Below are 13,338 nucleotides of genomic sequence, written 5' to 3'. Positions count from 1 at the left end.
TGGTGCAGCGCGAGCGCTGCATGGGTGGCTAAATGGCAGGTTAGTTCAATTAGAAGTGAATGAGCCCTGCACTTTTGAGCCAATCTATAGAGAATTGAATAAGTGGGTAGAGATACTGATAGAGATTCGAACTTATCCGTAGCAATAAAAGAGAATAAAAATAGCCTGCAAAATCGCAAGAGAATCAGCAGGCTATCTTTTAACTTTTACATTTGAATTATTTTAAGCCATAGGCCTTAATCACATCTTGTGTAATTTTGTTGCCTAGATCATCCCAAGCAGCTGCTCGTAATGATACATATTCAGCATTCTTCGGATTGTTGATCTTGGCTACCCACTTGTTATCGGCTGTACGCTCAAGTTGCACAGTCTCCCATGACTCACCTTCATTAAAGGAAACTTCTAATGTAGCTCCCTCTAATTTACCATACTCTAATTTACCAAAGCCCTCCTTATCATCAAGTTTTGCAACAGATAGCTCGAGTGCAGTGGATGGTGCTGCAAGTGCGTTACCGTTCATATCGGTCTCAACCTTATAATCCAGTGAATAGAACGGAAGCTTCGTGTAGAAATTCTCTTCTTTTTGTGACCAGAGCGTCCACTCCGTATGCGTACTTAATGATGTTTTCCAGCGATTCGGATCGCGCTTTGCATCACTTACTAAACGATATTGTGTTTTTTCTTCAGGGAATGGAGTATTTAAGTACATAGCTTGTCCTTTTCCTTCTTTAATCAGTGTATCTCCCTGATATAATTTAAGTGTTTGATTTTTTACGGATTCATCATAACCGGTGACGCCTGAGTCATTTCCTGAATCTGCCCAAGCAGGAATATTAAAGTGTAAATAGTTCCCTAGCCGGTAAGGTGTCCAATAGCCTTCACCTAACCGTGGACGGACAACCGGCGAGAACAATTCTTCATCCAATTTTCCGCCTTTTTCATACGTAACCACTTGCTGACGTACTTCCCAATAGCTGTCTAATACCGCTGCTATGTGATACCATCTAGTATCTTTTACTGCTGAAACCCACTCTGTTCGAACAGAGGGCAACTGTACTTTTTGTAAAAACCCAACACCTCCTCCATACGGACGCAAATCATAACGGAACTCTTCTCCAGGTGCTTCACGGTCTGACTTGTAGCGTGTATCAATCTTAACGAGTTCATCGTTAGATGGTGCATACTTCAGATCTTCTGGAATACGGTCTTGGTGGACATCCACCAAATCATAAACATATGGCGTATTTGCTTCACCTTCAACAAACAGGTTCAGGTTACCAGAACGTGCCGCTGTAATGACTTTATCGCCTTCGCCTTTACTGATTCCAGCAACGGCAAGAGGAATATCTGTATAATTTGGATTTCCTACAAACGCACTGAATTCCTTGTCTTCATTATTTACGATGATCAACAGCTTTGCACCTGCTGCATGTGCAGTAACGGCCTGCTCTGAAGGCGTAACTTCACTGTTGCGATCTACAATAACCGCTTTGCCTTTTGCTTTTAGACGCTCATAATCTGCTGGAGTTCCATTTCCTGCATAAACCGTTGATAAGTTATATTTTCCATCGAGCAGTGTGCTTCCCTCTAACGGAATGTCATCTAGTACTTTTCCTTTAAAGTTAATCTCAAGCATTGGTTTCGTTAAACGCCAGCGAGTCAAAAATTCGAAGTCTCCTGTCTTAACTTCCTTTATTGGGACAGCATACATTTTGTCGATCCACACCGGCATTAAAACAGTATGATTCAATGCTGTGCCATCAAGGGAACGGTAGTATCCCATGCGCTGATAGCTTGGTTCTGTCTTCTTCGGTACCTCTACTGAAATTTCTTCTGCTTTTCGAGCATCAAGTTCCACGGTTTGAGGACCGTCTAAATTAATCTCAGGTGTACCGACCAATGCCATGCCACGGTGATCTGTTTCAGTATCTACATTCATCATAGACATAGCTGAATACGTGCCAGGGGGTAAACGTAATTCAGTTGATCCGTTTACAGCAAAAAAGTAAGGCTGATAATAGTTTTTGGTAAAGAGTGCGACATACGTTAAAGCAGGATCCCCATTACGGTCCGTAGCTTTAAATGTTAGCGGATATCTTTCTTCTTCTTTCACCATGCCCATTGATGTATGTGCCACTTGTTTGCCGTTTTCATCTGTTGCCGTTAGATGTCCTTCATAACGAGTGCCTAAGTCTCCAAGGTGTGGGTTCAATGTAACGGTTACGTCTTTAGTCCCGTTAGCCGGAATGGTAATTTGACTCTCAGAAACCGTTAGCATACCATTTGGTGCAGCATTACCTTTTCCATTCTTAAAATCAGCATGTAGATCTAAGATTACAGCAGAGTCGCTGTCGTTTGTGTAAGTGACTGTTTTTTGTACAGGCTGCGCATTATCTTGAGGCCATTTGAAGAACCCAAACGATAATGAACCAGTTGCTCTCACTGTACTAAATACCGCTGCTGGTACATCTAATCGACCTGATCCAATATGATAAGGCGAGTAATCTAATTTCTTGGATGTACTCATCAATGCTTCTTTTAGCTGAGTTCCATTCCAATTAGGATTCTTCTGCAGAAGGATCGCAGCAGCACCCGCCACATGCGGTGTTGCCATGGATGTACCACTCATGCTTCTATAAGAACCACTGCCTGATGAAAGGCTCGAACGGGCAGCAACGATATCAACTCCCGGAGCAGACAGATCAGGTTTCAAGCCCATATCTCCATAACGAGGTCCTTTTGATGAGAAATAAGCAATCTGGTCTGTCTTATCCACAGCACCGATCGTTAAAGCAGCATCAGCAGTTCCTGGTGAACCGACGGATCCTTCATAACCTGCGTTACCGGCAGCAATAACAAATAGTGCACCTGTTTCTTCACTTAGTCTATTTACGGCTTGAGCCATCGGGTCTGTTCCGTCACTTGACCGGCCTCCCAAACTCATGCTTACAATCTTGGCGTTGTGTGCAGCCCATTCCATACCGTCAATAATCCATGATTCTTGACCGCTTCCTTCGTTGTTTAACACTTTACCTACAAGCAAACGTGCTTCAGGAGCAACACCTTTGTTCTTGCCTTCAGAAGCAGCACCTGTTCCTAATACCGTTGAAGCAACGTGTGTACCATGCCCATAAACATCATCAGCCGTTTCTCCCGGTACAAAACTTTTTGTCTCGTCAATTTGATCCGCAAGATCTGGATGATTTGGGTCAATTCCTGTGTCAAGTACAGCTACCTTAACGCCCTTACCTGTGTAACCTGACTCCCAAGCGGTTGGTGCACCAATCTGAGGTACACTTTGATCTAATGCTGCTTTAACCCGGCCGTCCAGCCAGATCTTCTCAAACCCTTGATCAAATGCAACTGTTTCTGGCGTTGCTTTCTGTTCTGCAGCATCTTCTGGAGTGATATCTTCCCAGAATGTATCCGCATCCTTTTTAGAAGCTGCAAGGGCTGCGCCGTTAATACTCTCTAGCACACGAACCGTTTTTGCACCTTTTGGATCTGCTTTCCTTGTTTGAACTGCCCTGGCTTTGGATTCGGAATATTCAACGATAACCGGCAGGTAAGAGAGACTTTTATCATCATAGCCGTTCTCAATCAGTTCCGTTACATTAAATAAATCTTTGTCTAACTTATCAGCTGCTAAGTAAGGCATGGCTGAAGTCGGGATTACATACGTCTCTTCGCCAAAATTTAGAATCTGCGCTCCTGCACCGTTTTGATCAGCAGGCTCAACATTGATAACGCTTTTACCGCCTTCAATCTTTTTGATGGTAACGACATCACCTGTAATAAGCGTTATCTTATGTTCATCAGCGAGATTTGTGTTGTTAACGATTGAAGAAGTCTCGAGCGTCTTTTCGAGCGTTGTTTTATCAAAAGCTTTAACATTGTAAAATGATGAAGCCAGCATGACGGTTGACAGTGAGGTTGCGATTAAAGTTTTCAATTTTATTTTTTTCACCAAACATCCTCCTAAAATAGCTAATAATAAATGGAACGAATAAGATAGGTCCTGATGCAAGAAGTTCAATGTGAAAATCAAAAAGGGGAATTAAGAGTTTAATAATATTGCAAGAAACACCTCCTAGGCCGATTAGAGATTCTGAACAGGAGTATGTAATTCTAGCTGAAGGTCAGATGATAAATAATAGGCACTGAATTTAATATAAATACAGATTGTTAATATCAATCTACTAATACTAGATTTCTTCATGTAATTTCATCTTTCATGGGCTGAAGCAACCATACAGGTTACGGTCCTCAACTTAAACAACTAATTTCTTTTTTTCATCTTATATATCACCCTCTAATATGAATTGCATCTTGGATAGTAAATTTAATTCCTTATTAACCACGTTACAATTAAGACTATTCAAAATGTTAAGATAATTATACGGCGATATATTTTTTTTAAAAATGACATTATAGTTATCATAATCATTCAATTTTGTTATCAATAAAAAGGAATGATGTGGAGTACAAATGATGTTCATATTTTTTACTGGCCAACCGATAAATGGTTATTCAGCAAAAGTGGGCTAACGCGTAATTAGAACTTTATTTATCAAGTTCATTGGTTAGAGGATCGAAGTCTTGCTAATTCGCTATCAGCGTTCGTTAATCTTCCTTTTCTGTTTCACATTATTTGTACCGATGAACTAACATTGTTAGGTTGTTATGTAAAGGAGGGATATCAATTGATTGAAAAAGTAGAAAAAGCTGTGCAAGAGCGATGGGTTCCATCTTTTCGTTATGAACGAAACGAGGCAGCATCCTTCACACCCTTTAAGAAAAAAACCACAGAGGCCAAAATTGCTCTCATTACAACTGGTGGTGTATATATAAAAGGAATGACACCGTTTAACGACAACTATGGTCTTGGTGATGTTTCTTATTTGGAAATTCCAGTTGATACGGATTTATCCAACGTATCATTTGCTCATGAACATTATGATCAATCCAATGCACGGAAAGATCCTAATGTTGTATTCCCTTTGGATGTATTATAAGAATTGCGGTCAGAAGGAAAAATAGGTGAATTAGCGGAAACTCATTATAGTTTTATGGGATTTATTCCTGTTTCACCATTCCTTAAAAAATGTTACTTCACCTGAAGTTGCAAAAAAGTTAAAGAAAGAGAAAGTGGATGCTGTCATATTGGTTCCTTCCTGACCACTTTGCCAGCAGTCGGCCGGTCTGGACGCACGAACCATTGAATCTCATGGAATTCCAACTGTAGCACTTACGTTAGCCAAAGAAATTTCTGAAATTGTTAATGTTCCCCGATCTCTTTATAATCGCTTCCCTTTTGGCAGCCCCGTGGGTGAAGCCGGAGCCAAAGTACAGCAAAGACAAGTACTCAGCTTAGCATTATGAAGTATTAGAAACGTCTACTGAGCCGGGTACGATTATCGATTTAAACTTAAAGTATGAACGTTAACATCTATCCGTCTTTTAAAAAGGGGAAGTATTCTGTGTAATATGTAAAAAGGATGTATCAGTATTGAAAATACTCATTCCTACATACAGAAACAAATAAATCCCCCTTGGCTAAAGCTAAGGGGATTATTTATACTCATTTTCTCGAAAGAGGCTACAGCCTATAAAAACTTCCGATTATGATGATTATAACTATGACCCATTAAGTAATGAGAACATAAAACCACGTTTTATATCACCATTTTTTTACTAAGAGCGTTCAACTGTTGGAAAGAATGTGAAGAGTTGTACTTAAACTAACGCATGCATTAGTTTAATAAGATATATATGATTTCCCAAAACAAATATCTTATATTAACAAAATATCAAGAAAAATTTTATATTCCAAAAATACCATTTTTATACAATTATTTACAAAAATAGGTCTATTCGAACAAAGAAATAAGGTCTTTTTACACACCCAAATATTTCCATTTTTAGAATATAATAGAAAAGAATTCTGATGTTACACAATTTTCAGAAAGGAGTTAAGGCGGATTTAGTAAAACACATATCTAAGGGGAGGATTTTCAATGTTACTAAAAAAATTGTCAATTTCATCGCTAATCACCATCTTGCTTTTAACAGGGTTTTCCACATCTTCTTTTGCTCAAACAGAAAAACAAGTTGAAAAAGAACAATTATTGTATAAAAAAAGTGAAATCAAAGATATTGATAAATTATGGGATAGAGCAAAAAATGGCGTTAATGATCCAAAAGTTAGTAGTGAAGATTTAGTTGCAAAAAGTGACCTCGTTTTAACAGGAAGTAAGGCTAATGTTTCAAGGAAGTATTATCAAACTACCCAACTATTAGAAGTTAAAAAAGAAGGTGAAACGACTACTAAGTATTTTGCCACTACCACGTTTGCAGTTGTTCAAGGACAAGACACACCAGAAAATCAGATCGGCACTTTAGCGTCTAGTAGTGATTATGATTACAAATGGGATTCTTCTTTAGCTGTAAAAGCATATTCAACAATTTATTTTGAAAATAAATATGATAGTAGTAACGTTAAACATTATGACATGACAAGTGTAACTGGTGGTTGGAGCTATGATGGTTCTGGGAATTATGTACTATCAGGGCGTCATGTTAGATTCGGACAAGTAGGACCATCTTCCTTTGGTGGCACTTCAACTCAAATAAAAAATTATTATCCAACAGGGAACACTTGGAGTTATACTGTACCTTCTACTTGGTATGGCGTGGTTGCTACTAAATATACTACTTGTGGAGTTAATTCATGGATTAATATTTCACGAGGAACTTCAAGTTGGAGTTTAGAGTTTCTACATAGTGTAAATTAAAAGGTTTTAAAAAGGCTGCTATTTTACAGATGAAAAAGAAGGATAGAAATGCAGAAGTGGTATCTGCTTTTTCTATCCTTCTTGTACTGCAAATGACCTCATTTACTACATCAACATTTTTGTATGTTATACAACTAACGCATGCGTTAGCTGAACAACGATCGACTGCTTCGGCGGTCGTTTTTATTGAACTAAATTGCAGTTTAGTTAAATAAGAAAAAATTGGATTTGTAAAGTTTTTCATAAAAGATTATGGTAACTGTTAGTAGCATTATGGAAAATTTTAAGGAGTATTACTTATGAAGAAAATATTACTTCGATGGATCATAGTTCTGTCTGCAATGTATTGCATATGTGATATATAATTTGATTTTGATGAAACTCGAACTATAAGAGGTTTAACCAGTCTGATTAGGGCAATCTTTTTTGTGTGTCTATTTATTTACTTTAATGATAAGGAGTTAAACACTAAAAGGGTGGTAAGATTTTTATTTTCAGCTTTGATTTTTCTAATATTAGGTGGTTTAATCTTTTATACTCTACCCCATAAATATATTTTATGGTTATTAGTTATTTATCCCGCACTCTATTTTGTTATATTTGAAATTATTTTTAAATCACCTAGGAAGAATTCCAACCATTGAGTTTAGATGGAGAATAAATTCAACTTAAATAACTAAAGCATGCTTTAGTTGAAGAACAAGATCGGCTGTTTAGTCGATTTTTTTTATTCAACAAAATGGTAGGATAGTTGAACAAGTAGAAAAAAGCCTAACCGTTTGGGCTAGACTTTTGAAGTTTATATATAATTAGATTTGTAATTTTCATAATGCTCTTGATTATTTCTTTCTAAACGAATAGTTATATTTTTAAATCATTCATAGTTACTCTCCTAATATAAATTTTCATCCGATATTATTGGACACGGATGATTTCATAAATATCTTTATCAAAACGCACTCGAGTGTGCTTGGATTCAAGGCGATCAATCTCCTCAAAACTTTCATATGTACATGAAAGGTCAAACCACATTTTTTTGATTTCAGTAAAAATAATAGTAAGCATCATTATTCCTCCTAGTATGAGTAATGCTGTTTTTTTACTCTTTTCTTGGTGTATATGTGAGCGATTACAAATTGATTATATATCGAAAAGAGTGTATTTTGTGAAATATATCACATGTGATTGTGAATTTTTTGTGACTAATTTCGAATGGTTCGAATAATTTTGATAATCATTCGAAATAGAAAGATTCATCAGTTAAAAACTTTTAGTTTAAGAATAAATGTACTGATTTCACGCTGAACTAAGGCATGCATTAGTTGAACAACAAGATTGGCTGTTTAGTCGATTTTTTTATTCAACAAAAAGGCAGATTAGTTGAACAAGGAGTTTGTTATGTATCTAGCGAATTATACAACTAATAAAGGATTTAAAATCTGAGAAAGAGGGTAGAATTTTGAAACTGAAATACAAAGAACTTCCCAAAGCGAAGATGTTTGGATATAGTATTTTACTAAGTATTTTTATATTTTTTTTACTCATACTATTTTTCGTATATTCATTTTGGGATGTATTCATTCATACGTATTTTTTATTATTAATACCATTAATACCGTTCATAATCTTTATTTTGTTGTTTATTCCAAAAGCGTTATTTTTTATTAAACTTAATTCAATTGATTATTTGAGGTTTGAGAATAATATACTATCTATCCATCATCAAGGTATATTTAGTTCTAGAAAGGAAATAAAAGTTGAAGATATAGAAAGAGCTTTTATAATTAGTGATAAATTCATTTTAGCAACACATTCTGGGGAAGAAATTGATATTTTTATAAGTAATTTATTAATAAAAGATTTTGAGAAACTAACAATGAAATTAAGTCATTCTATTACAATTAGTAAAAATTTTGATGCTTTGTAACTACCTCAAAGTAAAGAAAAAAGACCGAATTTTCTTTAAATTTATATCTTCGTTTACAAATTAATTTTTGATAAGACTAATAATTCCTTATCTAGCTAACGCAGTGCTTTAGTTGAATAAGGAAGTTAATATATTTATCCAAGATGCGAGGTAAAGAAAATTGAAGTTTAATGATATAGAGAAAAAAGTTAAGTCTAAAAAAGAATTGATCAAATTTTTAGAGATTATGAAACAAGATAATATAGACAACCAGCTGGAATGGGAAAGTACTAATATTGTTTCATTTTTGGATGCTATGCAAAGATGGGCACCTGATACTGATTTAATATCGGAAGAACCTAAATGGAGCGAATTTGCAAAAATAATTTACGCAGGAAGTAGATATGAGTAATTCAACTAACGCATGCATTAGTTGAACAATATGATCGGCTGTATAGTCGATTTTTTTATTCAACAATATGGCAGATTAGATGAACAAGAAATGTTAAAATATTCTTTGAAATATATAGTAAATCCTATTTGAAAGGATATTAAAAATGGACATTAAGCAGGCATTATCTTTCCTGAAAGAACATCAACCACTACCTAGTGATGAGGAATTAGATGAAGAGACTTTAAGAGAACTTGATGAAACAAGAAAGTATTTTATCGAAAATCCATTTCTAGAATGTATACCACTTTTTCTAAATGTATTTGGGGATGGTAGTGGTTTTGGGGTTTATCAATTGATTGAAGATGTAATTGTACAATTTAGTAATGAAGAAGTAGTTCCTCATCTATTAAAATCATTACAGAGTGATCATAAAGGAGTTCGCTATTGGTCTGCTCAAATTGCATTATCGTTTCCAGATAATCAACTAATAAAACCACTTTCATTATTGATAAATGAAAAGGAGTCTGATATAAGGTATGTAGCATATACGGCACTAGGAGAAATTCAAGACAAGTTGGTTTTATCAATACTAAAGAGTGCACTGAGAAATGAAAAAGAACCCGACAATTACGAATTATTGGAGGACATAATTGAAAATTATGAGTTATGTAACTAACGCATTCAATAATTTAATAACAAAAAATGAATAGATAGAATGATTTTTTGAAATCGTATACAATATAGTTAGCCACAAATATTGATTATTTTAAAATAAATTGGTATCAAGAGAGGCGGAATTGAAATGGAAACATCTAACAAAGTAACAGTAAAAGCAACTATTAAAGCATCAATTGAAAAAGTATGGGAATTTTGGACAGAACCTGAACATATTAAAAAATGGAACAGTCCTTCAGAAGACTGGCACACACCTATGGCAGTAAATGACTTACGTGTTGGTGGAGAATTCTGTTCAAGAATGGAAGCAAGAGATGGCAGTTTTGGTTTCGACTTTGGTGGGACTTATGATGAAGTAAAAAAATATGAGGTTATTGCATATACTCTAGGTGATGGAAGAAAGGTTAATATCACATTTAGTGGTAAAGAAAACGAAACGGAAGTAATTGAAACTTTCGATCCTGAAACAACTAATCCTGTTGAGTTTCAACAACAGGGATGGCAAGCAATTTTAGACAATTTTAAAAAATATGCAGAACAAACAAACCTATAAGTAGATATACAGAGAATGGTGATTTTGAATCATTCTCTTTTTTTGACTTATCAGGTTTATATTTACACCAAAAATAGAAAGATTTATACAAAGAAATGAGTTGATTGGAATAGAAGGGCTACTATGGTAGCCCTTTTAAATGTTAATGACAGATAATTAGAAATGTCGTTAGATGAAAAGCAAGAAATAATGTAATCAAACAACTAGTTAATGTTTGAAAGCAAAGGGTCGATATTTACTTTCCATGGAGAAATAGGTGACGTTCTCACCAAGGTAAAAGAAAGATTGGTTCTAATCCGACCTATATCTTTTATAAAGAGAGTAACCTCAACCGGGATTTCAGTTTCTAAAGAGGATGGCTCTAACTCCTTTGTTTTGGACAAAGTCCACTGTATCGCTTCTATTTTTTTTATTTTCATAAGATCTTTTTTAATATTTTTTTGATTACTTATGGCAATTTTTTTAACCAAGCCCTTATCTTTGTTTTTAACAGTAACGAAAAATACATTTAAAAGTTGGGAAGGTGGTAGGTTGTTCATATATTCATCAATTCTTCCAGCAGCTTTAAGGATCATTACATGATGTGACAAGTCTGATTTTCCTGTCCGATGTGTCGTGCTTCCCATAAAATGAATGCAAAAGTGACCACAGAAACCGTTTGGAAGGGAGCCTGCACCATGTGGCATTCCATGCATGGATGCAGGAATTAGGTTGTCATCAGCTAAAATTAATACTGCCCTTCTTCGCCAACTCCATTGCCCATCGTATATTTCCTTCATTATCCTTGTATCTTCTCTTGTTAAAGGCTGAACATCTGCATGCCTATTACCAGCTCTTCTTTGTACATCAAAGCTCTTGCCAGTTTCCACATCGATTACAGTGAACAACGAGTATTTTGGGATTATTTTGTTAACAGCTTCCCAATCCTGAATTTCTATTTGAAAGCTAATTGGTGGAGAGAGAACTGGTTTGTCAGTCGTAGCGTAAGTAAATTCTGCAAAGCAAAATAATGAAACGGACAGGATTACAATAAAAAAAAACTTTTTTCACAGCTAAATGTCAACTCCGATGTTTAATAATTGAATACAGTCTATTTTGTGTTATTTTTTATATAAAATAGCTAATAAAAATTTGGAAATATAAGGTATTCTTGATTTGAAAAAAGAGGATTAGTTTTTTCAAGGGTTTCTTAGTCCATTTAATGTTTGTTTATCCAACTTTTGTTATTTTGCTCAAAAAAAGTATGAGTACTTTTTTATATCACTTAAGTAGAATTGACAGAGCAAGATGCATAATATATTTTGAGTGAGTAACTCACTCAAAATACAATTGATGTTAGAAAGGAAAACTCTAAATGACAAAATGCAATATCTTACTTGATATCATTTTTCGTAAACTTAATCAAAAGAAAAATAAAAAGAGATTAGAAATTAATACTGAATATATGATAAATGAAGAAAAATATGTAAATATTGGGGGGATTGATCAATGGATTACAATCCGAGGAGAAGATAGAAGAAACCCTGTTCTTTTATTTATTCATGGTGGTCCTGCCTCAACTTATACTATTTTTAGTTCTTTGATAAGTTCTTGGGAAAAGCATTTTACAATTGTTCAATGGGATCAGCGAGGTGCAGGAAAAACTTTTAAAAAGAATGGGAAAGAAGGTTGTGGTAAAATTACATTAATCCAGTTGGCAGAAGATGGAATTGAATTAAGTAGTCTAATTTGTAATGATTTCGAGAAAGATAAAATTATTTTGGTTGGAAGTTCCGTCGGTAGTCTTATAGCTACATTAATGATAAAGGAAAGGCCAAATCTCTTTTATGCGTATGTAGGTACTGATCAAAACTGTTTTGATTATGAAAATATTGCATACCAATTGGCGATTGATGCCTTGTCTGACGCAGGGAATACGAGGGGACTAAAGATATTTAAAGATTTTGGACCAGATCAAACAAAATGGACACAAAAAGATTTTGATAAAAGAAATCAGATATTAGTAAAATCTATAAAAAATGTACCTAATATGGTAATGGACCTTATTTTGCCTGCAATGCTTTCATCACCACAGCATAAGTTAAACGATCTATTCGATATTTTTAGAGGGATGAAATTTTCGGGTGATCAATTGTTTAACGAATTAATGAATTTTAATTATGGACGGTTGGCAACGGTATATTCAATTCCTTTCTTTATTTTTCAAGGAGACAATGATATTATTACGCCTACCAAAAATGCAGAACGTTTTTTGCATGAAATCGAAGCACCTTTAAAAGAGTTTATTTATATAAATAACGCAGGACATTTAGCTTGCTTTGCTAGACCTGAGCAGTTTTTACAAGAATTAATAAATAGAGTAAGACCATTAGCAATTAACTGTAAATAGTAAATAAGTAAGTATGTATAAATTGGAGTGAGTAAGTTGTTACCAAATGATAATAATCAACAAACTGATAGAAAGGTGCTTATTAAACAATCTGCATTGAAAATTTTTGCATTGAATGGTTATAAAAATACGAAAACAAGTATAATTGCAACTGAAGCAAATGTTAGTGAAGGTTTAATTTTTCGCCATTTTAAATCAAAGGCAGAGTTGTTTTTTCAAATTATTGAAGGTTTAATGCTTGAGTCTCAAAGTGAGCTAAGTTCACTGCAATTTTTTCAAGGTACTCCATACCAACTATTAAAATTATTAACTGAAAAAATGTTGGATGAAAATCATAAATATGCATTTATGATTATCCAACAAGCGAGGAAAAGCACAGAAGTACCAGAAAAAGTGACGGAATTATTATCAAAATATTCACCTGATTATTTAATTGATTTACTAATACCAATAGTTATAAAAGGACAAGAAAGTGGTGAATTCTTAAAGGAAGATCCACGAAAAATATTAATATGGTATTTCAACGTGATAAATAGTTTAACCATTCAAGATCTAGTTGATAATAAATTTGGTTTACCTTCTGCTGATTTTTTGATGAAAATGTTAAAAACTTAAATGGTATTCGGT

Annotated in this window: 11 protein-coding genes; 8 read left to right on the top strand and 3 right to left on the bottom strand. The window is 34.6% G+C overall.

Going from position 1 to position 13,338, the window contains the following annotated elements; translation table 11 throughout:
- Nucleotides 1–217 precede the first annotated feature (217 nt).
- Complete coding sequence (locus EP747_RS22180) at nucleotides 218–3,967, bottom strand: S8 family peptidase (protein ID WP_328590754.1); 3,750 nt, start codon at nucleotides 3,965–3,967, stop codon at nucleotides 218–220.
- A 736-nt stretch (nucleotides 3,968–4,703) separates the two neighbouring features.
- Between EP747_RS22180 and EP747_RS22175 the strand changes: the two genes are divergently transcribed.
- Entirely contained in the window at nucleotides 4,704–5,015 is a 312-nt protein-coding gene (locus EP747_RS22175) for a glycine/sarcosine/betaine reductase selenoprotein B family protein (RefSeq protein ID WP_165347221.1), read from the top strand.
- A gap of 1,002 nt (nucleotides 5,016–6,017) precedes the next feature.
- Nucleotides 6,018–6,794, top strand: a complete 777-nt coding sequence (locus EP747_RS22170) for a hypothetical protein (RefSeq protein WP_129692174.1) — start codon at nucleotides 6,018–6,020, stop codon at nucleotides 6,792–6,794.
- Nucleotides 6,795–7,709: 915 nt separating this feature from the next.
- On the opposite strand, the gene EP747_RS24430 is transcribed toward EP747_RS22170, so the two are convergent.
- Entirely contained in the window at nucleotides 7,710–7,859 is a 150-nt protein-coding gene (locus tag EP747_RS24430; protein WP_165347220.1) for a hypothetical protein, read from the bottom strand.
- Nucleotides 7,860–8,253: 394 nt separating this feature from the next.
- Between EP747_RS24430 and EP747_RS22165 the strand changes: the two genes are divergently transcribed.
- The 4 genes from EP747_RS22165 (at nucleotide 8,254) to EP747_RS22150 (ending at nucleotide 10,322) form a co-directional block, all read left to right on the top strand.
- Nucleotides 8,254–8,721, top strand: a complete 468-nt coding sequence (locus tag EP747_RS22165; protein ID WP_129692173.1) for a hypothetical protein — start codon at nucleotides 8,254–8,256, stop codon at nucleotides 8,719–8,721.
- 160 nt (nucleotides 8,722–8,881) lie between these two features.
- Complete coding sequence (locus EP747_RS22160) at nucleotides 8,882–9,112, top strand: DUF7660 family protein (protein WP_129692172.1); 231 nt, start codon at nucleotides 8,882–8,884, stop codon at nucleotides 9,110–9,112.
- Nucleotides 9,113–9,257: 145 nt separating this feature from the next.
- Nucleotides 9,258–9,770, top strand: a complete 513-nt coding sequence (locus EP747_RS22155; RefSeq protein WP_129692171.1) for a HEAT repeat domain-containing protein — start codon at nucleotides 9,258–9,260, stop codon at nucleotides 9,768–9,770.
- 126 nt (nucleotides 9,771–9,896) lie between these two features.
- On the top strand, nucleotides 9,897–10,322 hold the full coding sequence (locus tag EP747_RS22150; RefSeq protein WP_129692170.1) for an SRPBCC family protein: 426 nt from the start codon (nucleotides 9,897–9,899) through the stop codon (nucleotides 10,320–10,322).
- 203 nt (nucleotides 10,323–10,525) lie between these two features.
- On the opposite strand, the gene EP747_RS22145 is transcribed toward EP747_RS22150, so the two are convergent.
- On the bottom strand, nucleotides 10,526–11,191 hold the full coding sequence (locus EP747_RS22145) for a hypothetical protein (RefSeq protein ID WP_129692169.1): 666 nt from the start codon (nucleotides 11,189–11,191) through the stop codon (nucleotides 10,526–10,528).
- Between the two features lie 485 nt (nucleotides 11,192–11,676).
- Here EP747_RS22145 and EP747_RS22140 point away from each other — a divergent pair, with 485 nt between their 5' ends.
- Nucleotides 11,677–12,711: an alpha/beta fold hydrolase gene (locus EP747_RS22140; protein WP_129692168.1), complete on the top strand. Its 1,035-nt coding sequence runs from the start codon at nucleotides 11,677–11,679 to the stop codon at nucleotides 12,709–12,711.
- A 36-nt stretch (nucleotides 12,712–12,747) separates the two neighbouring features.
- On the top strand, nucleotides 12,748–13,326 hold the full coding sequence (locus tag EP747_RS22135) for a TetR/AcrR family transcriptional regulator (protein WP_235832971.1): 579 nt from the start codon (nucleotides 12,748–12,750) through the stop codon (nucleotides 13,324–13,326).
- Nucleotides 13,327–13,338: the final 12 nt, after the last annotated feature.

Origin of the sequence: Gottfriedia acidiceleris (assembly GCF_004138285.1) — a bacterium.
GTDB classification, from domain to species: Bacteria; Bacillota; Bacilli; order Bacillales; family Bacillaceae_G; genus Gottfriedia; species Gottfriedia acidiceleris_A.
This window is presented reverse-complemented; position numbering and strand designations above follow the sequence as displayed.

What these genes read in the sequence shown, in the direction of transcription:
- EP747_RS22170 (WP_129692174.1), top strand. Translation starts at nt 6,018, where the DNA reads ATGTTACTAAAAAAATTGTCAATTTCATCGCTAATCACCATCTTGCTT.
- EP747_RS24430 (WP_165347220.1), bottom strand. Translation starts at nt 7,859, where the DNA reads ATGCTTACTATTATTTTTACTGAAATCAAAAAAATGTGGTTTGACCTT.
- EP747_RS22155 (WP_129692171.1), top strand. Translation starts at nt 9,258, where the DNA reads ATGGACATTAAGCAGGCATTATCTTTCCTGAAAGAACATCAACCACTA.
- EP747_RS22150 (WP_129692170.1), top strand. Translation starts at nt 9,897, where the DNA reads ATGGAAACATCTAACAAAGTAACAGTAAAAGCAACTATTAAAGCATCA.
- EP747_RS22140 (WP_129692168.1), top strand. Translation starts at nt 11,677, where the DNA reads ATGACAAAATGCAATATCTTACTTGATATCATTTTTCGTAAACTTAAT.